Source organism: Virgibacillus sp. JSM 102003, assembly GCF_041949995.1.
In the GTDB taxonomy this organism is placed as follows: Bacteria; Bacillota; Bacilli; order Bacillales; family Amphibacillaceae; genus Lentibacillus.
On record NZ_JBHFQH010000003.1, the window covers coordinates 248232 to 270783 of the forward strand.

21 protein-coding genes are annotated in these 22552 nt (G+C 37.4%); all 21 read left to right on the top strand.

What is annotated here, in order from left to right; translation table 11 throughout:
- Positions 1–98 precede the first annotated feature (98 nt).
- The 21 genes from ACE1TG_RS05210 to ACE1TG_RS05310 all read left to right on the top strand — a co-directional run bounded on the left by ACE1TG_RS05210 (position 99) and on the right by ACE1TG_RS05310 (position 22383).
- Positions 99–788 (top strand): FadR/GntR family transcriptional regulator, encoded by a 690-nt coding sequence (locus ACE1TG_RS05210; protein WP_375051300.1) that lies wholly within the window; start codon positions 99–101, stop codon positions 786–788.
- Positions 789–804: 16 nt separating this feature from the next.
- Positions 805–1977, top strand: a complete 1173-nt coding sequence (locus ACE1TG_RS05215; protein ID WP_375051301.1) for a trans-sulfuration enzyme family protein — start codon at positions 805–807, stop codon at positions 1975–1977.
- Between the two features lie 60 nt (positions 1978–2037).
- Positions 2038–3366: an ABC transporter substrate-binding protein gene (locus ACE1TG_RS05220; RefSeq protein ID WP_375051302.1), complete on the top strand. Its 1329-nt coding sequence runs from the start codon at positions 2038–2040 to the stop codon at positions 3364–3366.
- Positions 3367–3424: 58 nt separating this feature from the next.
- Positions 3425–4357, top strand: a complete 933-nt coding sequence (locus ACE1TG_RS05225; RefSeq protein WP_375051303.1) for a carbohydrate ABC transporter permease — start codon at positions 3425–3427, stop codon at positions 4355–4357.
- Between the two features lies 1 nt (position 4358).
- Positions 4359–5192, top strand: coding sequence for a carbohydrate ABC transporter permease (locus ACE1TG_RS05230; RefSeq protein ID WP_375051304.1), 834 nt, complete (start codon positions 4359–4361; stop codon positions 5190–5192).
- Between the two features lie 111 nt (positions 5193–5303).
- Positions 5304–5786, top strand: a complete 483-nt coding sequence (locus tag ACE1TG_RS05235) for a PD-(D/E)XK nuclease family protein (protein ID WP_375051305.1) — start codon at positions 5304–5306, stop codon at positions 5784–5786.
- Between the two features lie 20 nt (positions 5787–5806).
- Positions 5807–6346 (top strand): hypothetical protein, encoded by a 540-nt coding sequence (locus ACE1TG_RS05240; RefSeq protein ID WP_375051306.1) that lies wholly within the window; start codon positions 5807–5809, stop codon positions 6344–6346.
- Between the two features lie 354 nt (positions 6347–6700).
- Positions 6701–7009, top strand: coding sequence for a PTS sugar transporter subunit IIB (locus ACE1TG_RS05245; RefSeq protein ID WP_375051307.1), 309 nt, complete (start codon positions 6701–6703; stop codon positions 7007–7009).
- Between the two features lie 23 nt (positions 7010–7032).
- Positions 7033–8328: a PTS cellobiose transporter subunit IIC gene (gene celB, locus ACE1TG_RS05250; RefSeq protein WP_375051308.1), complete on the top strand. Its 1296-nt coding sequence runs from the start codon at positions 7033–7035 to the stop codon at positions 8326–8328.
- A gap of 69 nt (positions 8329–8397) precedes the next feature.
- On the top strand, positions 8398–8709 hold the full coding sequence (locus ACE1TG_RS05255) for a PTS lactose/cellobiose transporter subunit IIA (protein ID WP_375051309.1): 312 nt from the start codon (positions 8398–8400) through the stop codon (positions 8707–8709).
- A gap of 16 nt (positions 8710–8725) precedes the next feature.
- Positions 8726–10114, top strand: a complete 1389-nt coding sequence (locus tag ACE1TG_RS05260; RefSeq protein WP_375051310.1) for a glycoside hydrolase family 1 protein — start codon at positions 8726–8728, stop codon at positions 10112–10114.
- 21 nt (positions 10115–10135) lie between these two features.
- Positions 10136–11458: a 6-phospho-beta-glucosidase gene (locus tag ACE1TG_RS05265; RefSeq protein WP_375051311.1), complete on the top strand. Its 1323-nt coding sequence runs from the start codon at positions 10136–10138 to the stop codon at positions 11456–11458.
- Positions 11459–11518: 60 nt separating this feature from the next.
- On the top strand, positions 11519–13435 hold the full coding sequence (locus tag ACE1TG_RS05270; protein WP_375051312.1) for a BglG family transcription antiterminator: 1917 nt from the start codon (positions 11519–11521) through the stop codon (positions 13433–13435).
- Between the two features lie 212 nt (positions 13436–13647).
- A complete protein-coding gene (locus ACE1TG_RS05275) occupies positions 13648–14832 on the top strand; it encodes a site-2 protease family protein (RefSeq protein ID WP_375051313.1) in 1185 nt (394 codons plus the stop codon).
- A gap of 405 nt (positions 14833–15237) precedes the next feature.
- Positions 15238–15417 (top strand): hypothetical protein, encoded by a 180-nt coding sequence (locus ACE1TG_RS05280; protein WP_375051314.1) that lies wholly within the window; start codon positions 15238–15240, stop codon positions 15415–15417.
- A gap of 183 nt (positions 15418–15600) precedes the next feature.
- Positions 15601–17199, top strand: a complete 1599-nt coding sequence (locus ACE1TG_RS05285; protein ID WP_375051315.1) for a PucR family transcriptional regulator — start codon at positions 15601–15603, stop codon at positions 17197–17199.
- 190 nt (positions 17200–17389) lie between these two features.
- On the top strand, positions 17390–18442 hold the full coding sequence (locus ACE1TG_RS05290) for a TRAP transporter substrate-binding protein (RefSeq protein WP_375051316.1): 1053 nt from the start codon (positions 17390–17392) through the stop codon (positions 18440–18442).
- 92 nt (positions 18443–18534) lie between these two features.
- The gene (locus ACE1TG_RS05295; protein ID WP_375051317.1) at positions 18535–19008 is read left to right on the top strand and encodes a TRAP transporter small permease; all 474 of its coding nucleotides are present in this window, start codon (positions 18535–18537) and stop codon (positions 19006–19008) included.
- Positions 19009–19022: 14 nt separating this feature from the next.
- Positions 19023–20297 carry a TRAP transporter large permease gene (locus ACE1TG_RS05300; RefSeq protein ID WP_375051318.1) on the top strand — a complete coding sequence of 425 codons (1275 nt, stop codon included), beginning with the start codon at positions 19023–19025 and terminating at the stop codon, positions 20295–20297.
- Between the two features lie 20 nt (positions 20298–20317).
- Entirely contained in the window at positions 20318–21064 is a 747-nt protein-coding gene (gene nfsA, locus ACE1TG_RS05305) for an oxygen-insensitive NADPH nitroreductase (protein ID WP_375051319.1), read from the top strand.
- A 17-nt stretch (positions 21065–21081) separates the two neighbouring features.
- Complete coding sequence (locus ACE1TG_RS05310; protein WP_375051320.1) at positions 21082–22383, top strand: CapA family protein; 1302 nt, start codon at positions 21082–21084, stop codon at positions 22381–22383.
- Positions 22384–22552 lie beyond the last annotated feature (169 nt).

Sequence of the window (22552 nt, forward strand, 5' to 3'; positions counted from 1 at the left end):
ATAAATATTAAAAAAATATTGATAATTATTTATAGTTAGAATATAATATACCTAACTGATAGGTTGATAGGTACAAAAAAGCCATAAAGGAGCAGGTTATGAAGAGTATTAGAAGAGTTTCTTCACATGAAATCATTGTAGATGAAGTTAAAAAGTATATTAAAATAAACAATTATAAAAAAGGTGATAAGCTGCCTAGTGTGGCGGAGTTGACAGATATATTTGAAGTTAGTAAGTCAACTGTCAGGGAAGGGTTGAGATTTCTTGAAGGTCTAAATATCGTTGAGGTCATCAATGGAAAAGGGATCTTCGTTAAAGAAGGCGATGTATTACGGATAGAGGCGAAAATTGAGGTTGAGAATGAAAAAAACTTTTTGTTACATACGAGTGAACTTCGTAGAGCGCTTGAGGGAAAAGCTGTAGAACTAGCGGTTTTTCGCGCTGATGAAGAGGATATTGAGGAAATGGAAATTCACTTAAATGAACAAATTAGACTAAAGGATTTAAACAAAGATTCTTCGAAAGTGGATTGGGCATTTCACAAAGCCATTTTTAAAGCTTCTAAAAACCCCGTTCTCGAAAGCATTGTTGAGTCTGTTCATGACGCGTTTAATAAGTTTTGGAATCAGCCTTTTGGAATAGAAGACATTTTCGATGATTCACTTCCTTTTCATCAAACAATGCTAGAGGCAATTAAAGAAAAAGACTTGGAGATGGCAATGATCGAGTTTAATAAAATTATCGATTCTGTAGAAGAGAATATTAGGAAAGTAGACTTTGTAGATTAGACAGGAGTGAATAACCGTGGGTAAGAAAAAGATCTCAAACGAACAAATAGTTACACATTTGGGTGATGATTATAAGAAATTCCATGGAGCTGTTGTTCCTCCTATATATGAAAATTCGCTATTTATATATGAGACATTTGAAGAATTCACGGAGGCTATGGAGTCTGAACACAGTAATTATTTATACTGGCGTGGTACGAATCCGACTGTGGAAATTGCAGAACAGAAGATTGCTTTACTCGAAAAAGGTGAGAAATGCAAATTATTTTCCTCAGGTATGGCCGCTATTTCAGCTGCTATTTTGTCATTTGTGAAAACAGGAGAGCACGTATTAAGTATAAGTAATATTTATGGGCCAACCACAAAGCTTTTTAAATACCTTGAAAAATTCGGGATAACACACACAAATATTAATTCAAAAAAAATTGATGTTATCGAAGCACATATCAAGCCCAATACAAGATTAATCTATTTGGAAAGCCCCACAACGATGAATTTTCAAATTGTTAACCTTCCAGAAATAACAGAACTTGCGAAACAAAAAGGATTACATACTATTATTGATAATTCCTGGGCAACCCCAATATTCCAAAACCCTATTGAGTTTGGTGTAGATGTAGTAGTGCATTCTGCCTCCAAATATCTTGGGGGACATAGTGACCTTGTAGGTGGAGCTCTTATAACAAGTGAATCGTTAATGGAGCGGATATTTTATAATGAATACCAGCTGCTTGGTGGCGTTATGCCTCCATATGAAGCCTGGCTGTTAATGCGAGGTTTGCGAACTCTTCCAATTCGAATGAAAGCACATCAGGAAAGTGCATCGAAAGTAGCTGCTTTTTTAGAAACGCATCAAACCGTGAAAAAAGTTAACTATCCTGGTCTAACTTCAGCCCCGGACTTTGAATTGGGTAAGCGAATGCTAAAAGGATATTCTGGCTTGCTAAGTTTTGAAATCGTTTCCAAGGAATTTGAAAGTATCAGGGAGGTGATTAATGCACTAGAACAATTTAATATTGGCGTTTCTTGGGGTGGATTTGAAAGCTTAGTTTTATCTCCAAATAACGGTCAAAATTATGAACAACTTATAGAAAATAACATTGATCCAGGCCTGATAAGAATTTCGGTAGGACTGGAAAGTGAAGAAGAATTAATAAAAGATCTTGATCAAGCCTTACTTTCCATTTGATATAAGAAGAAACGCTCTTTTTATATAAATTTATGAGTCATAAAAGGGAGGAAAATTAGAATGTTGGATCAAGTTAAAAGGGGATTGTTACTGAGTTTCTTTATTATTTTGTCTTTTGTTATTATCGCAGGGTGCAGTGAAGACTCAAGTAGTAAAGGTGATAATGAAGAATCTGGTGACAGCGGAACCGTTACACTGAGGATGGTGGAAAGTTTGACGAGTCCTGCACGAACAGAACTTTTGAAAGGCATGATTGCTACTTTTGAAGAAGAAAACCCGAATATAAAGGTTGAACTTATTTCACCGCCACTGCAAAGTGCTGATGAGAAAATTTCTCAGATGCTGATGGCTGAGGAAGATATTGATGTATTGGAAGTACGTGACCAAACAGTAAAGCAGTTTTCGAACAACAGTTTTATTGAAGATTTATCTGCTTACACTAGTGATTGGGAACATTGGGATTCACTAAATGATATCGCAAAACATGGAGCAACCGCTATCGAAGACACTCCTTACTTTATTCCTTATGGTATATATGAAAAAACGTTATTCTACCGAACTGATTGGTTTGAAGAAGCTGGCTTAGAAGTTCCTGAAACATGGGAAGACATGTATAAAGCAGGTGTGGAATTAACGGATCCTTCTCAAAATCGATATGGTTACAGTTTTAGAGGAGGAGCAGGTTCATCAGACTATGTTGAATTTATGACTTGGTCTTATGTCGGAGAAGATATTGTACAGGAAGATGGCTATTTTACTAAGGATGGAGAACCGATGTTTGACACCTCTGAGGCAAAGGATGCCCTTGATATGTTTGTGAAGATGTATGAGGATGCTTCACCACCAGACTCAATTAGCTGGAGTTATCCGGAAATGGTTCAAGGTTTCACCTCTGGTATGACAGCTATGTTAATACAGGATCCTGAAGTAATTGTAACTGCAGAGGAAAATATGGAAGAAGGCACATGGGATACAGCACCATTACCTAAAGGCGTTCCGTCTGAAGTAGCCCAGCAAACTGCAGGGACAGCAGGTTGGGGGATAGGAGCTTTTTCAAAACATAAAGAAGAAGCCTGGAAGTTAATCTCATTCCTTTCCAGTCCAGAACAAAACTTGCATTTTGCTAAAAACAATTCATTAATTCCAGTTCACAAAAGCGCTGGAGACGATCCATTTTTCAAAGAAGGATATTTCAGTTCTTATATTGAGATGAATGCCAAGCCAGATGAATACTTGATTGCAGATCGTCCAGTTGATTATAAGGGCTGGGGTGAGTACAGAGGTATCGCTGAAAAAGATATCCAGTCTCTATTATTAGGAGATATGACGATTGATAAAACCTTGCAAAAATGGACAGATTACTGGAAAAGTCAAAAAGAACAACAGTAAATATAAAGAAGGGTAGTAATCACTATTACTACCCTTTCCTATAAAGGAGGCTAACTGTTTGAAACCACAACCTCAACCAAAAGAAGCTCGAATACTACCAGCCTTTAAAATTAATAAACATGGCTTATATATTTTCCTGAGTTTACTGCCCGCATTAGTACTTGTATCGATATTTATTTATTATCCGCTATTCAAGGGGGCGGTTATGGCATTTCAAAGTTACTCCTTGTTTGATCTGACAAATATTGAATTCATTGGGTTGCAAAACTTTAAACAAGTTATTGCGGACCCTGGGTTTATGAGAGCAACTATTAATAGTTTTTACTGGATATTCTTCTCCCTTATATTCCAATTATCAATTGGTTTTTTTGTAGCACTTTTACTTAAAAGGAGTTTTAGAGGACGAGGTGTTTACCAAGCACTTGTGTTTTTTCCTTGGGCAATGTCCGGTTTTTTAATTGGTATCATTTGGCGGTGGATGTATAACGGACAAAGCGGAGTAATTAATGATCTGCTTATACGAATGAATATAATAGATACACAGATACCCTTTCTATCAGAGCCAAATTGGGCAATGGTTTCCGTTATCATTGCGAATATATGGTATGGCATTACGTTTTTTGCAATTATGATTCTGGCAGCTTTACAGTCAGTCCCGGAAGATTTATACGAAGCGGCTAAAATTGATGGAGCAAATAAATTTCAGGAATTAATAAGGATTACGATACCATTTATCCTGCCAACTATTATTGTAACTGCCTTACTAAGGGTGATTTGGATTTTGAACTTCCCGGATTTGATTTACGCAATGACAAATGGCGGACCAGCTGGTTCTACACACATACTCTCTACCTATATGCTTGAGAAAATTATATACGGACAAGATTATGGACAGGCAGCTGCCGTAGGATTAATCATTATAATTCTTTTGGCTGTATTCTCGATCTTCTACCTAATGGCAACAAAGTTTAATAAAGCAGGTGACTTCTAAAATGACAAAACTTATAAATTGGCCACTACTTGCTAAGGTGATATTCCTAGGGTTATTCCTGATTTTTTCCATATTCCCTTTATATTGGATACTAATTACTTCTCTCAAACCAAGAGAAGATATGTTTACATTCCCGTTAAAATATTGGCCTGAAACAATTACTTTTGAAAACTATGTAAATATATTTCAAATATCTAACTTTGGTGTTTATATTTTTAATAGTTTAATCGTTGCAACTGTCGCCGGTGTACTTGCTTTAGTTATAGCAATGCTGGGTGGGTATGTTCTTGCGAGATTTCGTTTTATGGGTAAAAACCAAATCATATTTGCCTTTTTTATCACGCAAATGATCCCGATATTTATAGCCCTTGCACCGCTTTATCTGTTAATGTCTAATTTAGATTTGTTAAATCGTTTGCCATCGCTGTTTCTTATATATACAGTTATGATGATTCCGTTCTGTACCGTCATAATGAAAAGCTTTTTTGAAAGAATCCCTGCAAGTTTAGAAGAAGCGGCAATGATGGATGGCTGCAGCAGAATTGGAGCACTATTTAAAGTTATTTTTCCTGTGATGCTTCCTGGTATTGCAGCAACATTTATCTTTGCGTTCGTACAATGCTGGAACGAATTATTTTTAGCTATAATGTTCATTGATAAAGAAGGATCTAAAACCATACCAGTGGCAATGAACTCATTTATCACAAAATTCGATATTGACTGGGGAGCAATGTCAGCAGCAACCGTAATATCTGTAATACCTACACTAATCTTGTTTGCTGTAGGTCAAAAGTATATAGTGGAAGGAATGACACAAGGATCTATAAAAGGATAGGGAGATGAGGAATTGGAATAAAGCGGAGCAGTAATATAGAATGAATGTAAAAAGGCTACGAGTGAGGAAACCTTTTTTACTTTGATAGCATGTCAGTATGGAGGAAATAAAATGGAAAATGTGTACCTGAACTTATTAAATTTGTACTCCAGACATAGCACCGCATTCAAGACACCTTTGGAAGACTTCACTACTGAGATTTTCGCATCTATCCTGTTAAAAGATGATCAACTTTTAAATAGTTTTATGAACGATGTGTTAAAAATCGATGGTGAACAATTTAAAATTAAGACACAACAACAATATGAATTGGAAGACGAGCAGGATTGTATTATTGATATCGTTATTTATAATGAATCCACTATTTGCTTTTTGGAGAACAAAGTGAATTCTCGTGAGGGATACAGACAGCTAGAGAGATATAAAAGTGTACTTAATAGTCTTGAGGGTCAGCGGAAAGTCTTTTTAAGATACTGTACAAAGTACTATGATTTGAAGGAAATTAGTGGTGTTGATTTTTGTCAGATTCGTTGGAGAGACGTTTATCTTTTTTTAAAGATTACAATGATAATGCTATTATTCGGGATTTTTTAGATTATATGAGGAGGTTAGATATGGCTGTTGCGGGAAATTTTAATTTTGACGATATGTTAGTGATGAATAATGTTTCAGAAACGATGTCTAAAATGGATGAAGTATTAGATGCAATGGTGCTAGAGTTTACTGGGAAATTTGGGGAACCGTATACATACGATTATGAAAGGTTAAAAGAAATACCCAAACATAATAGATATACATTATGGAAGGATGATATATTCCCTGGAAGGAGACGGTCAACTGATTCAAAGATCATTCTTGGATTTGAATTCTACCAAGCGGAAACAGAAGCTTACCCGTTGCTTTTCTTATCTGTCATGTGTAATAAGAGGAATTCCAGCTATCAGAAAGTTAAAGATGCAGTACATGCAGTTGAGAACTTTGATTATATCGATGATGATGAAGGTGGTTCGGTATGGGGTTGGTATGAAAAACCATTGTCTGATTTTTTGCCGGTTGAAAATCAACTTGCAGATATTAAGGAATGGTTTGTTAGTAGGATGGAGGAATTGCAGAGTTTTAAAGAAAAGACGGTGGAGCTTAAATGGCAGGTTTGAAGACGTTAGGTTTAATGTGTATTAAAAAATGGTCATTTTTCGAATATAATACTAGTGAAAATCGTCATAACTACCTTGGTATTAATCATTAGAGAACCATCTATTGGTGTCAGACCCACGTAGTCGAGACTGTTGAATGCAATTATAAAAGCTGCTAAATCCAGTGTGTTTTGAATAACACATTTGGGCTTAGCAGTTTTTATTAATTAGTGACGATAAGTTAAGATAGCTGGAAGCAAAGCCGTAAATAACTATTTCCTACTATCAACGGAAATACATTGTGTCTACATGTAAGCGCTTTTAAATTATAATGAAGGTACTTCAAGATAAACAAGCCTATGGGGAGGAACTACTATGAAACATATTTTACTAGCGTGTTCATCAGGAATGTCTACAAGTCTATTAGTTAAAAAAATGGAGGAGGAAGCAGAAGGTCGTGGAATTGATGTGAAGATCTGGGCGGTTGCTCAGGATAAAGCCGTTAAAGAATTGGAAAATGCGGATGTGCTGCTCATCGGTCCGCAGATGCGATTTATGAAGAAGAAGTATGGGAAAGTTGCTGATGAGCTTGGTGTACCACTCGATGTCATTAATCCTGTTGCTTATGGGCGTGTTGATGGAAAGGCAGTTCTTGAACATGCTCTGAAGCTGATTGACGGTTAAACTTTAATAGGGGGAGAGTCAAAATGAATAAATTCATGGATATTCTTGAAAACATCTTGATGCCAATTGCGGAAAAATTGAATAATAACCGTTATTTAACCGCATTGCGTGATGGTTTCATGATAGCATTGCCATTAATTATTTTTGGATCTATTTTTGTCGTACTTGCCAATCTGCCATTTTTGGATAAATTGATTGGCGCAGATGCCTTTGCAGCATATCAAAGTGCTTTGGGACCAGCATCTGCTGCAACACTCAGCATTATGGGTGCTTTTGTTATTATTGGTATAGGTACTAAATTGACAGAGTCTTATGATATAGAAGGAATTTATGGTGGTGTGGCAGCCTTTGCAGCGTTTCTAATTCTGACGCCACAGACACTTGAAGGGGTTTCAGGTGTTATCCCGACGAATGTGCTTGGTGCGGAAGGGATGTTCCTTGGTATCTTTACGGCGTTCTTTGCTGCTGAGCTTTACCGGATTTTTGTCCAGAAGAATTGGACCATCAAGATGCCGGCGGGTGTACCTGAAGCGGTATCGCGTTCATTCAGTGCTTTAATCCCAATTACATTAACACTAGGTGTATTTATCATTATCCGAATTATTTTCAGTTATACACCATTTGAAACGGTTCAGAACTTTATTTATACACTTATTCAGGAGCCATTGACGTCTCTTGGGAGCGGTTTGGCTGCTACGATTGTAGCGGTTCTGTTGATTCAGCTGTTCTGGTTCTTTGGTTTGCATGGACAGATTATTATCAACTCTGTGTTTGACCCAATCTGGTACGCGTTAAATGATGAGAACCTGCAGGCATTCCAGGCAGGCGAAGAATTACCGAATATCATTACCAAGCAGTTTATAGATACATTCCTTGTAGGCATGGGCGGATCAGGTATGACGCTGGCAGTTGTCATTGGTATATTCCTGATTGGACGCAGCCGTCAACTGAAGGAACTTGGAAAGCTTGGTGGACCTCCAGGGATATTTAATGTTAACGAACCAATTATATTTGGTCTGCCGATTATCATGAATCCACTGGCATTAATTCCATGGCTGCTTGCACCGGTTGTTATTACGTTCATCACATACTTTTCGATGGCGACTGGTTTAGTGCCAAAACCAGCCGGGATTATTGTGCCATGGACGACTCCAGTTGGTATTAGTGGCTTTCTGGCAACAGGGAATGCCTGGCAGGGGGCCGTGCTGCAGTTTTTCAATATGGCGGTTGTGTTCCTGATCTGGTGGCCGTTCCTGAAAATTCTTGATAAAAGCTATTATGAATCGGAGAAAAAGGAAGGAACTAGTAAAGCAAGTTAGACTTTTTTAAAAATATGGTCCTGTGTTGGCAGGGCCATTATCTCACATTATTCTTCAGAGGTGAAACACGTGGATACTAACAATATAACAGAAACTGCATTTCAAATAATCTTATATGCCGGCAATGGGAAGTCAAACGCTATGGAAGCTATACAGGAAGCAAAAGAAGGTAATTTTGTGAGGGCTGATCAGCTTATGGAAGATGCCGGGGAAGAGCTTAACAAGGCACATGAATTTCAGACTAAACTGTTACAGAATGAAGCTAATGGTGACGAATCACCACTAAATCTGATGCTAATTCATTCGCAGGACCATTTGATGACATCCATGACAGTACGGGATCTTGCGGTTGAACTTGTTGAAATTTATCGAGTCAAATAGAAAGGCGGTATAATGCATGACAATTACGTATTCATTTCCAAAGGATTTCTGGTGGGGAAGTGCCACATCAGCCACCCAAATTGAAGGTGCTGCCAGCGCGTGTGGCAAAGGCAAGAATATATGGGATCACTGGTATGAAAAAGAGTCCAATCGTTTTTTTGAAAATGTCGGACCAGAGACTACTTCTGATTTTTACCATCGTTATAAAGAAGATATCAAACGGATGAAGGAAATCGGGCATAACACCTATAGATTCTCGATCTCTTGGTCAAGATTGATTCCGGGTGGCCGAGGGAAGATTAATCCGGAGGCTGTAACATTCTATAACAATGTTATTGACGAATTGCTCGCACATGATATTGAACCATTCATAAATCTATTCCATTTTGATATGCCATTTGAATTGCAGGAAGAAGGTGGATGGGAAAACAGAGAAGTTGTTGAAGCTTATGCCAGATATGCAGATGAATGTTTCCGTCTGTTCGGCGACCGTGTGACGAAATGGTTTACTTTTAATGAGCCAATCGTTCCTGTTGAAGGTGGTTATTTATACGATTTTCACTATCCGAACATTGTTGATGCCAAACGTGCCTTTCAGGTTGCATATAATACAATGATCGCTCACGCAAAAGCTGTCGAGGCGTTCCGCAGACATCATATACCGGATGGCACCATCGGAATCATTCTTAATTTGACACCTTCCTATCCACGGAGTAATAATCCAGCTGATCTAAAGGCGTCACGAATTGCGGACTTATTTTTCAATCGGAGTTTTCTGGACCCTGCTGTTCTGGGAGAATACCCGCAGGAACTCGTTGATATTTTGAAGGAGCATGGGCACTTACCAACAGCGGAAAAAGGTGATAAGGAACTATTGAAAACAAATACAGCAGATCTTCTAGGTGTGAACTATTATCAGCCACGTCGTGTAAAAGCAAAAGAGAACATTCCTAATCCGTATGGGCCGTTTATGCCTGATTGGTATTTCGATATGTATGAAATGCCTGGACGTAAAATGAATAAATATCGCGGCTGGGAGATCTATGAAAAAGGCGTCTATGATATTATGATTAATTTAAAAGAGCACTACGGTAATATTCCATCGTTTATATCCGAAAATGGTATGGGTGTACAGAATGAAGAGCGTTTTATTGAAAAAGGCGAAATCCAGGATGACTACCGAATTGAATTCATTCGGGAACACTTGAAGTGGCTGCATCAAGCTATTGAAGAAGGCTGCAATGCAAAGGGTTATCATCTCTGGTCGTTCATGGACAACTGGTCATGGATGAACGCGTATAAAAATCGTTATGGCTTTTTCTCAGTTAACCTGGAAACGCAAGAACGTACTGCCAAGAAAAGTGCCTATTGGATTAAAGCTGTTTCTGAGAATAATGGGTTTTAAAACAGGAGGTGGCGTTAAGACATGCGTGGTATTAAAATAGTGACAATAGGTGGCGGTTCCAGCTATACACCGGAACTTGTTGAGGGGTTTATCAACCGGTATGATGAACTTCCTGTACGGGAATTGTGGCTAGTTGATATTCCTGAAGGCAGCGAAAAACTGGCAATCATCGGAGATCTAGCAAAACGGATGGTTGAAAAAGCTGGTGTCCCGATGGAAATACACACGTCACTGGATCGTCGTGAGGCGTTGCCGGGAGCGGACTTTGTTACCACCCAAATTCGGGTCGGTCAATTGGATGCACGTGCCAAAGACGAATCGATACCTCTAAAATATGGAGTCATCGGACAAGAAACGAATGGTCCTGGTGGATTGTTTAAAGGCTTGCGGACGATTCCTGTCATTTTAGATATTTGCTGGGACGTTGAAACGTATTGCCCCAATGCATGGCTGATTAATTTTTCCAACCCTGCTGGTATGGTGACAGAAGCAGTTTTACGCTATAGCAATATCACAAAAACAGTCGGTCTATGCAATGTACCAGTTGGAATGCGTATGGGTGTTGCGGAGATGCTTGGTGTAGATGCTGATCGGATACAAATTGATTTTGCCGGCTTGAATCATATGGTTTATGGACTGAACGTATACCTGGACGGTGAAACAATAACAGAGAATGTATTGGATAAATTAGTCAGTGGTAATGGCTTAACCATGAAAAACATTGTCGATCTTGGGTGGGATAAAGATTTCATTAAAGGGTTAGCTGCTTTACCATGTCCCTATCATCGTTATTATTATCAGACAAGCAAATTATTGGAAGAAGAACAAAAAGATTTCGCGGAAAAAGGAACGCGGGCTCAGGTTGTGAAACAGCTTGAAAAAGAACTGTTTGATATTTATAAGAATCCCGACCTAACTGTGAAACCGAAGCAGCTGGAGGAACGGGGTGGCGCTTATTACAGTGATGCCGCCTGCAGTTTAATTAATTCTATTTATAATGATAAAGGTGATATACAGCCAGTGAACACTAAAAACAATGGAGCAATTGCTAGCATTCCAAACGAATCGGCAGTTGAAGTTAACTGTGTAATTACAAAAGATGGACCGAAACCAATTGCAGTAGGGGATCTGCCTGTTGCCGTCAGAGGGCTTGTTCAACAAATAAAATCGTTTGAACGGATTAGTGCAGAAGCCGCTGTCACAGGAGATTATCAGAAAGCCATGCTTGCCATGACTATTAATCCGCTTGTTCCGTCTGACACCATTGCAAAAAACATACTTGATGAGATGCTGGAAGCGCATCAGGAATATTTGCCAGAATTCGTTAATCGGGTTACCTCATAACCGACTCTAGGTAAAACGTTTTGGGGGATAAGGAGAAGAAACGAGATGCTAAACGCCAGAATGAAACATATAATGCGGGAATTAATGGCTATGGAGTTACCGGTAACCGGGGATTACCTTGCAACTATTAATCAGGTTACAGCACGGACGACCAGGAATGATGTCAAAAACCTGAATGTGATTATTTCCGAGCATGGTGCAAAAATCCATACCATTATGGGAAAAGGATACAAACTGGAAATAAACGACGACCATAAATTCCGGCAGTTTCTTAAGGGTATTTTTAATGAGGAAGTATCGGATGACAGCCTTGTTCCCAGTCTGCCGGAAGAGCGTACGGCTTACCTGATTAAGCGTTTTTTGCTAAGTGATTGTTATCTGAAATTGGATGACTTGGCAGATGAAATTTATGTTAGCAAATCCACCATCCAAAATGACCTGAAAAACGTTAAGACTGTCTTGAGTGATTATGATATCCACCTGGAATCCCGTCCCAATCATGGTTTAAGGCTAGTAGGTGATGAGCTGAAACTTCGGTTCTGCATGGCTGAGTACGTCTTTGATAGGAGTGAGGAAATAAGCGACAAACTGCCGGATGAACTTTTTTCTTCTTTTCATAAAAAAGATATGGATGCTATAGTTAAAATTATTGTAGGTGAGATCAAAGCTAATGACATAACATTATCAGATATCGCGATTAACAATCTTCTAATCCATATCGTCATTGCATATAAACGAATTAAAGATGGCCATCACGTTTCACTGTATCATACGGATTTTGAGGAAATTATTGAACAAAAGGAATTTAAAGTAGCCGAACGTATCGTAAAAAAGGTTGAAAATAAACTAGGTATGATATTTCCGGAAGAAGAGGTTGCCTATGTAGCGATTCATTTACTGGGAACAAAAATGGTGTCTGTTTCCGGTGATGACGACGAGGTTGATCATCTTATTGAGTCAGACACACATTATTTAGTTAATGCGATACTTGAAAAAATAGAAGATAAATTGAATTTGAAAATCTATCCTGATCAAGAATTGATGATTGCGCTAGGCTTGCATTTAAAACCTGCTATTAATCGATATAAATATGGCATGAATATACGGAATCCGATGCTGGAGGATATCAAGCGGAATTATCCAATGGCATATGAGGCTGGAATCATAGCTGGACTAGCGATAGAAGAGCAAACTGGCTCGGAAATCAATGAAAATGAAATCGGGTATCTTGCCTTACATATAGGTGCTGCCATGGAAAGGCGCAGGATGGAAACAAAACCAAAGCGCTGCCTAATTGTCTGTGCTTCCGGCTTGGGAAGTGCCCGGCTGCTCTACTATCGGATCAAGTCAAAATTTGAAGGGAAACTTGAAGTCATCGGAACTACCCAATATTACAAGCTGAACCAGTATGATTTAAGTGCGATTGATTTTATCATCAGTTCAGTTCCAATTCCAGAGGACGTTTCTTTACCGGTGATTGAAGTAAACGCTGTCCTCGGTAAACAGGATATTGAACATATCGAATCGTTTATTGTTGAAAATGAACAATCAATTTACGATTATTTTCAGCCGGGATTACTTTTTTTAAAAAAGAAATTTAGTTCCAAAGATGAGGTGTTACGGTTTATGTTCGACCACTTAGAGCATCAATCCATGGTCGACGAGTCATTCCTGGATGCTATTTATGAACGTGAAAAAGTTGCCTCAACTGCTTACGGCAATCTTGTCGCCGTCCCACATCCAATATCACCACAATCGGACGAAACATTTTTGTCAGTATGTACACTGGAAAAACCAGTTACCTGGGGCGATCAACCAGTTCAATTTGTCTGCATACTTAGTGTCAGACGAAACAGCATGGAAGACCTCCAGTCCATGTACGAACTACTAGGAAAAATCATTGATAGCCCAACCACCGTACAAAAACTGATTAATGCAGAAACGTATAATGAGTTTGTCAAAGTGTTGTCGCGGTAAAGGGGGACGTGAGGGACAGGAACCTTGTTCCGGGATTCATCAAAAAGCGGGAAGATGAACCTGACCCCTGTCCCGTTTTCCCCCATACAAGATCACCCCACCCATAGATTTAGTTATTTAGTTTAGAAATCTCTTTCATATCAGACACCCAAAAATAAGTTTATGTTAAACTTGCTAATATAGATGAGAGCAACAATGGATAGAGGGGATTTATGATGGCAGCAACTGCTAAACAAAATACAAAAAAGGGTTACTGGGGATGGCTAGCTGTAATTGGAGTCTTCCTATTAACCAAGGCGAAATGGCTGTTGGTTTTACTTAAAGTTGGGAAATTTGCTACGTTAGCTTCAATGTTTGTATCCCTTTGGGCATATGCTATATTTTTTGGGTGGAAATTTGCAATTGCACTTGTTTACTTAATATTTATTCACGAGATGGGGCACCTTGTTGCTGCTAAGTTGAAAAACATTCCAACAAGTCCCGCAGTTTTCATACCATTTTTAGGAGCTGCGATTGGGATAGATCCTAAAAAAATCGACAATGCTAAAACAGAATTTTTTGTGGCCTATGGTGGTCCTTTAGCTGGATTAATATCCATTCTTCCAGCATTTGCTCTATATATTTCAACAGGGGATCCTTACTGGGCACTTGTCGTTCAGCTCGGTGCACTTATTAATTTATTCAACCTATTTCCTGTTTCCCCACTTGATGGTGGACGGATCGTGAGTGTATTGTCACCGAACATTTGGTTAGTCGGGCTATTAGTTCTAATTCCAATTCTTTTTATCTCACCAGACCCCATACTAATTCTAGTATTTATTTTTGGTCTTGTGACTTGGTGGAAACAATTTAAACAGAATACAGACATGGAAATTATGAAGCATGAAGAAAATGTGTTGACAGAACTAAACAAGGAGTTTCGCTTTTTAGCTGATCAGTCAGGCGAATATGGTCTTTCCGAAATCAGTGAGAATCAATTTACTTCTTTATTTAGTAGAATAAAAGAACGAAAAGACAGCGTTAATCGTTACTTGCAAAATAATGAAGGCTTCACATTTCCGGTTTTACAGGAAAAGAAGCGTACTGAAATTAAAAAGAATAGGGCAGAGAAACACATTTTAAGAAGAATCTTAAACGAAATGAACATCAGAGAAGATACACTGGAAGTAGACCCGGATATCCATCTCGATTCAATTGTAGAGAGTATTTACCATAAAAACGAAAATAGACTTATGGAGATTAGAAAAGAGGTCAAGCGCGTTAAGGCATACTACCAAACCTCGCTTGGAACAAAAGTTAAGTCACTCGTTCTCTATTTAGCTTTGGCTATAATGCTTGCTGTAATCCTAGTTTTTGCGATGGGGATTTTGGATGCGAGCCAGATAGCGGGAATGTAGTGCGAAACCTATTTCTAGATTACAATTGTCCATTTTCTGCTAAAGCAGAAAATACCTTTCTTTTAAGTACTATCGTTTCTCAAGCTGAAAAAGTGGCATCTGGATAGAAAACTTATCCCGATGCCACTTTTTTTATGTGAGATTCGATTGTAGTTTAAACAGATAGGGGTTTTTTGAATTCCTTTATGGGAAGTGGAGTGGAACGGAACATCTCCCCTCCGTCCCTTCCAAATATTTCATTTGCAAATGCTTTACTGATAATAATAAAATATTATGATAATATGTGATAATAAGAATGTTCACTAATTTTTATGTTGGGCGTGTTATTAGGCCATATTTAGGTTTAACAGACTCGTCGAACTTTTTGTTTATTGAACATTTATATAAAGGAAGAGGTGATTAAAAATGAAGGAGATTCGAAAAGTAGAAGCTTTTTCTGAGTTGCACAATTTACTTATTTATTATTCAGAATACCGGGATCAGCCTGTTGAAGAAGGTTTTGATTTTTTTAAAGAAGTCAAAACGTACTGCGAAATACTTGAAATTGATTTTGAAGAGTTTAAAAAAGAGTTCGAACTAAACTAAGAAAAGATATGACTAGGCAATGTCTTGTCGCCAAGTTTTAATGGCAAGGTACTAAGTTGTACTTATGCAGTTTTCATAACTGCCGAGCAAATCACTTTGTAGTTCACTAGCGCATTTTTTTAATCGTGCAATTTTCAACATTTAAATGTGATTTAAAGATAGAAATTTAAAGGAGGTGGTACTATGAGTCTTTCCTTGCGTAATGCTATGAAACTAGGCAAATTTTGCGAGTGTGAGATTGTTGCTGGTGAAAAGGGATTAAATCGAATTATTGAAAACATTACCATCATGGAGGTTCCTGAGGTCGTTCAATGGTTAAAAGGAAAAGAACTGATATTGACTTCTCTATTTGCTATTAAAGATGATAGTGATGCCCAAAATTTGCTTGTTCGAAATTTACATAATGCGGGAGCAACCGCGCTTGCGATAAAACCCTCACAGTTCATTAAAAGTATCCCAGACGGAATTTTAGATAGTGCAAATAAGTTAGGTTTTCCTATAATAAAAATTCCCGATGATGTTAAATATCTGGATATTTTATCCCCGGTTATGAACCACATATTTAATGATAAGGTAGTGCTTCAGGAAGATTTGGAACAGGCAACACAGGTGCTGCATGAAATCTCAATGAATGCTCAGGGTGTAGATGGTTTTGTGGAAAATGTCGGGTACTTAACGAAAAATATGATTACTATTGAAAGTGAATTCTCTTATATCCTAGTTCCATCCCCAGAAGGATATATTTCACCCTTACGTAAAGAACAAGTATACGAACTTTCTGTAATTCAACGACCTATTCAATACGAACGTAAATATGAAGATGAAATAGTATCATGCATTGTTGCTCCCATTATTGTTGATGGTCAATATTATGGAAATATAACATCGTGGGGAGTAAATAATGACCACTTATCAATCGATTTAGCTATTCTTGAGAAAGCATCCAGCTTGTTATCACTGGAGTTCCTTCGATTAAAAGTCAAATATGATATTGAGCAACAATATAAAAGTGATTTTATGAGAGAACTATTATTCAGTGAAACCATTAAAGAGAAAAATCTTATTGAGTGGGGAGATAAATACCTTATTACTAAAGACACTGGGTATGTATGTTTACTATTTAGTGTCAGGGATAGTCATTCTGAAGCCAAGAATTATGTAGAGTTAAAAGATTATCAGATTAATTCTGTACTTCAAGATTTAAAGGATGATATGTTAGTTGGTCATATACGGAATGGGATTTGTATCATTTTTCCTGTTCAAGAAGAAAGTGGAAATATGGAAGAGTTATATAGCGAAATATATAATGCACTTTCAAAATATGTCGGCTCGTCTGTTAAATTATCTTTGGGTATTGGGAGAATTGGCAAAGGCCCAGAAGGTATTCAGAAAAGTTTTCTTCAGGCTGAGCAAGCATTACATTTAAGTGAAACAGTGAAAAATTCTCAACAAATCGTCTACTACAACGATTTAGGTGCATACCGTTTAATTAATCAATTAAATGGTAACAGGGAGCTACTCGACTTTTATGATGAAACAATAGGTAAGATAGTTAAGCAGGATATAAACAATCAGTTGCTAACAACATTACAAACTTATTTTTTTCATGATGAAATATTAAAAATAACTGCTAGCTCTTTATATATCCATGTTAATACACTTAAGTATCGAATTAATAAAATTGAAACGATTACTGGTTGTGACTTAAAGACCTCAGAAGGGAAAATGAATCTTTATTTAGGATTGAAAATACACAATATACTTAATCTTGGTGAAATTTAAATTTATAAAAATCATGGTAAATAAATGTCTACTGTCAGTTCAGACAAAAATATCCGATTTTTTTGGCTATATTACATATTTTAATCTTCAGAAAATATATGTAATATAAAATATAATTAAGATACCTATAGTGTCAGCGCTTTCACATTTTGGCAAGAACTATAGGTATATAAATGAAGGGGGTAAAATTTTGATTAGTAAAAAGTTTATAGTTATGGCTATTGCTGTATTGTTGTTATTATTAACCGCATGCGGAGACGACTCCGAAGCAGATTCAGAAAGCGGAGGAGAAGGCGGGGGCGGATACCCGGAAATGACTATAACATTCAGTCATAACCAGCCTATAGAAAGCCCGGAACATGTAGGGGCCACTAAATTTAAAGAAGTGGTTGAAGAGAAGTCAGGAGGAAATATTAAAGTAGAGATTTATCCTGCTTCACAGCTTGGAAGTCTTAGAGAACAGGTGGAATCTACTCAAATAGGTGAAATTAATATTACAATGCAGCCTTCAGCTGTAGTTACACCATTTGTTGATGATGTAAAAATTGTCGATCTACCTTATTTATGGCCAAAGGAAGCTGAAAAGAAATACGAAGTCCTTGATAGTGAAGTCGGAACTGAAATCTTAGATACACTAGAATCTGGTGGTTTTAAAGGATTAGGATTTTGGCCAGGCGGTTATAAATTGTTTACAACACAAGACACAAAGATCACTTCACCAGAAGATATGAAAGGGTTAACATTTAGGGTGATGGAGTCACCGCTATTAATTAGCCAGTATGAACTGTGGGGAGCCAATGCTATTCCTGTTCCGTACGCTGAAGTATATAATTCACTTCAACAAGGAGTAGTGGATGGACAGGAAAATCCTCTGCAAACGATATTCTTAAACAATTACCATGAGGTACAAGGCAATATAATTGAAAGCTATCATGGCACAATGACCTATTTATTAATGGCAAATCAAGGGTGGTTTGAAGGTCTAACAGGAGATACTAAGAAATTAATTAAGGAAGCACAAGTAAAAGGTAGAGATGATGCAAGAAAGGCACTAAAAGAAACAGAAGAAGAGTACAGACAAAAGATAAAAGACTCTGGAGTAGATTATTATGAATTGTCAGATGAGGAAGTTGAGAAGTTCAGGGAAGTATCAGAGCCATTTCATAAAGAGGTTTATAATAAACCTGAACAATTAGAGTTACTTAAAAAGGTTAAAGAAAAAATTGCAGAAACTCAAAGCTAATTTTTATTATTTAAAACAAGGGATTAAACACTTAATCATTTCGAAATCCCTTGTTTTTTGTTTTTTGTAATATCAAGAAGAGGTGGAAAACGATGAGGATATTAAAAAAAGCAGAAGATGTTTTTGTAGGAACAGCATTAATAGCTGCTACCTTAGTACTCTTTGTGAATATTGTTTTACGCTATTTTTTCGATGCTAATACAACCTGGGCAGAGGAATTTATCCGGTATGCGATGATATGGATTGCTTTTATTGGCTCAAGTATTTGTTTTCGAAGAGGAATCCATGTTGGTGTTGATTTATTAATTAATTCTGTTTCCAAAGCAGGGAAAAAAGTATTACAAGTATATATTAATATTATTGCTGTAGTTTTTATGATTTTCCTTATCAAGTTTGGTTTTGATTTAGTTATTTTTAGTATGGATACAGGACAAATCACACCTTCATTGGAAATAAAGATGTATTGGATTTATTTAGCAATTCCTGTAGGTGCTATTTTGTCAATAGTTCATATAATCACTCAAACTATTAACCTATTAAGAAATTATCAAACGAGCTTAGACTAAAAGGGGTAATAACTATGTTAACTACATTAGGGATTTTAATCTTTTTATTTTTACTTACTAGTGTACCGATATTTATCTCCTTAGGGATGGCTGCTTTTTTAGCGGTTCTTTTCTCCAGTGATATACAACCGATGATTCTAATACAGCGTTTATTTGGAGGGATAGATCAGTTTGCATTGATGGCATTACCCTTTTTTATATTAGCCGCTAATATTATGGATGGCGGGGGTCTGTCTCGAAGGATTTTGCGCTTTTCACGAGCGTTAGTTGGTCATTTGTCTGGTGGAATTGCAATGACAACTCAAGTTTCGAGTATGTTTTTTGGTGCACTATCTGGTTCAAGTCCAGCAACTGTAATAGCTATAGGGAAAATCATGTATCCTGATTTACTTCGGGGTGGGTATGGTAAGTCATTCTCTGCTGGGTTATTAGCATCTGCTGGGTCAGTTTCACTTATCATCCCACCAAGTATTACCTTAATTATTTTTGGTTCTGTTACAGGTGTGTCAGTTGGCAGTCTCTTTATTGCAGGGATTGGAGCAGGTATTGTATTTGGTCTTTCTTCAATTCTTTATATTTATATTTATGCCAAAAAGAATAATCTGCCTAGGGATAATAAAGCATCATTCAGTGAATTGGCGTTATCTTTTGGGAAAGCAATATGGGCATTACTTATACCTGTGATTATTTTAGGAGGTATATACTCAGGAATATTTACGCCGACTGAGGCAGCAGGAATTTCTGCGGTCTATGCTTTCGTTATTGGCTTTTTTGTTTATAAGGAACTAACGTTGAAAAAAATGTACACGATCTGCGTTGAATCTGCTATTACATCTGCACAAGTACTTGTTCTTGTAGCTGCAGCACAAGTACTGGGATGGGTGCTGACAAGAGCGCGCTTGCCACAAATGGTTGCAGAGTTTATTTCACAAAATATAACCTCTGCCATGTTGTTCTTACTGATCCTAAACCTTATTCTATTGCTATTAGGAATGTTTATGGAAGGGGTTGCGGCGATTATTGTTACTGCACCATTACTATATCCAGCTGCATTGGCTTTAGGAATCGACCCAGTACACCTCGGAATTATTATGATTGCGAACTTGGCTATTGGTATGTATACACCGCCATTTGGTATGAATATATTTGTAACGCAAACCGTAACTAAAATTGATATGGCTGAAATGATGCCGGGTATATTGAAATTCTTAGCATTCAATTTAGGTGCTCTTCTATTAATTACGTATGTACCTGAAATCTCTTTATTCCTGGTAAATCTATTAGAATAAGGTAGCAAGGAGGGCTTTTAATGATTGACAAACCTGAGGCAATTCAACTTATTGAAAGCCATCGATCTATAAGGAAGTTTCTGGATAAACAAATAGATGAAGAAATTTTAGACTCTATTCTTCATTCAGCTTGCTGGGCACCGACATCTCATAATATGCAAGCATATAGCATAATTGTTATAAAAGATAAAAGCTCTAAAGACATACTTAGTGAGCTCTGTGGGGATCAGCGTTATATACGCCAATGTCCGGTGTTTCTTGTTATTTGTGCTGATTTTCATAAATTACATTTAGCTTCTGAAAAACAAAAAGAAAAGATGGCAATTGATGAGCTCGAAAATGTTATTGTTGGTTCTGTAGATGCGGCATTAGTGGCCCAGAACGTTCTCCTAGGGGCACGATCCCATAAGTTGGGTGGTGTCATGATAGGAGGAATTAGGAATAACACAGAGAGTGTCGCAGAATTACTAGAACTTCCTAAGCATGTTTTTCCTGTTATGGGTATGTGCTTAGGTTATCCTGACCAGCAACCTTGGCAGAAGCCAAGGTTTCCTGCTGAGGCGGTAATACACAAAGAGAAATATCAAATAAATAAAATTCCCGATGCTTTGGAAAAATATGATGAAATTATTTCAGATTACTATAATAGGAGAACAAATGGGACACGTACTCACGGGTGGTCTGAACAGTTAGCTGAATACATTTCCAAACCAAGAAGAAAAAAATTAACTGATTTCATTAAAGAACAGGGTTTTGATATAAAATAAAGGGGTGAAGTGCAGATTTGAGCCAGGAAATTTCATTTGTAGCTACCGGAGATAGTTTTATTACAAGACCTTTACCTACTACTCAATCCCATGAATTCATGAAAATTTCGCAACTTATTAATCAAGGTGATTTTCGCTTCACGAATTTCGAAATGACAACACCAGGAATTGATAAAATGCCATCCGCAGTTAGTGGTGGAACTTGGGCAGCAGCTCGTCCTAAGGTTATTAATCATCTTAAATCCTATGGGTTTAACTGTGTTGCTTGGGCAAATAACCATACTCTGGATTATTTATATAGCGGGTTATCAGCTACGAAGCATTTTCTAGAGAAAGCTGAACTTGTACATGCTGGTGTCGGAGAAAATTTGTCCGAAGCAAGCTCTCCTAAGTATATTGAAACCCCATCTGGAAGGGTTGCATTGATTGCATTAACTTCAACCTTTCACGAAACGTGGATGGCAGGGGAACAACGAAGAGACATGCCCGGTCGGCCAGGTGTGAACGGATTACGATATACTAATTACTATCAAACGACATCTGAAAACTTAAAAGTATTGAAAGAGATAGCTGAAAAAACTGGAATCAATGTACAACGGAATCTTGATTTAAAAGAAGGCTTCTTGGCTGAGGAAGATAATCAGGAGTTTACTTTCGGAAGTTATAATTTCATTGAAAGTGATGCACCAGGTCTTAAACGGACTCCTAATAAAAATGATCTGAAAAGAATTAAAGCATCCATTTCTGAAGCCAAACGGCAGGCTAATTATGTTATAGTTAGCATCCATTCCCATGAAATGCAAGGGGAAGACAAAAAGCTTACTGCAGATTTTATAGAAGAAGTGGCAAGATCCTGTATTGATGAAGGTGCTCATGCCGTATTAGGGCATGGCCCTCATATTTTGCGAGGGATTGAAATTTACCAAAACAGACCAATATTTTATAGCTTAGGCAACTTTATTTTCCAAAATGACACGGTTGAGTTTCTTCCTGCTGATTTCTACGAGAAATATGATTTAAGTCCTGAAAAAAATGTAGCTGATGCGATAGATAAAAGAAGTAAAAATGACACGATAGGACTTGGAACGAATCCACTTGTTTGGGAGTCTGTCATTCCTTATTGGAAGATGTCAGATGGTGTGTTAACGGAACTTATTCTTTATCCCATTGAGCTGGGGTATGGTCAAGAGCGTTATCAAAGGGGTTGGCCAAAACTATCAACTAATGACGCTATTATTAAAAATCTGCAGGAATTATCTGAAGCCTATGGAACACATATTAATATAGTTGATCATGTAGGGATTGTAAAATTATTATAATGAAGAAAAAAGGAATACGAATAAGACGATCATTCATTGATCGTCTTATTTTGCAGTTAAGTCCTTTCATACTGCATAAGTGCAATTTTTAGCAGTTTATGAGTCTATAGAACTTCGATAAGATACGGGAACTTTGACCAGATATGTTTATCAACTGGATTAGAGGGAT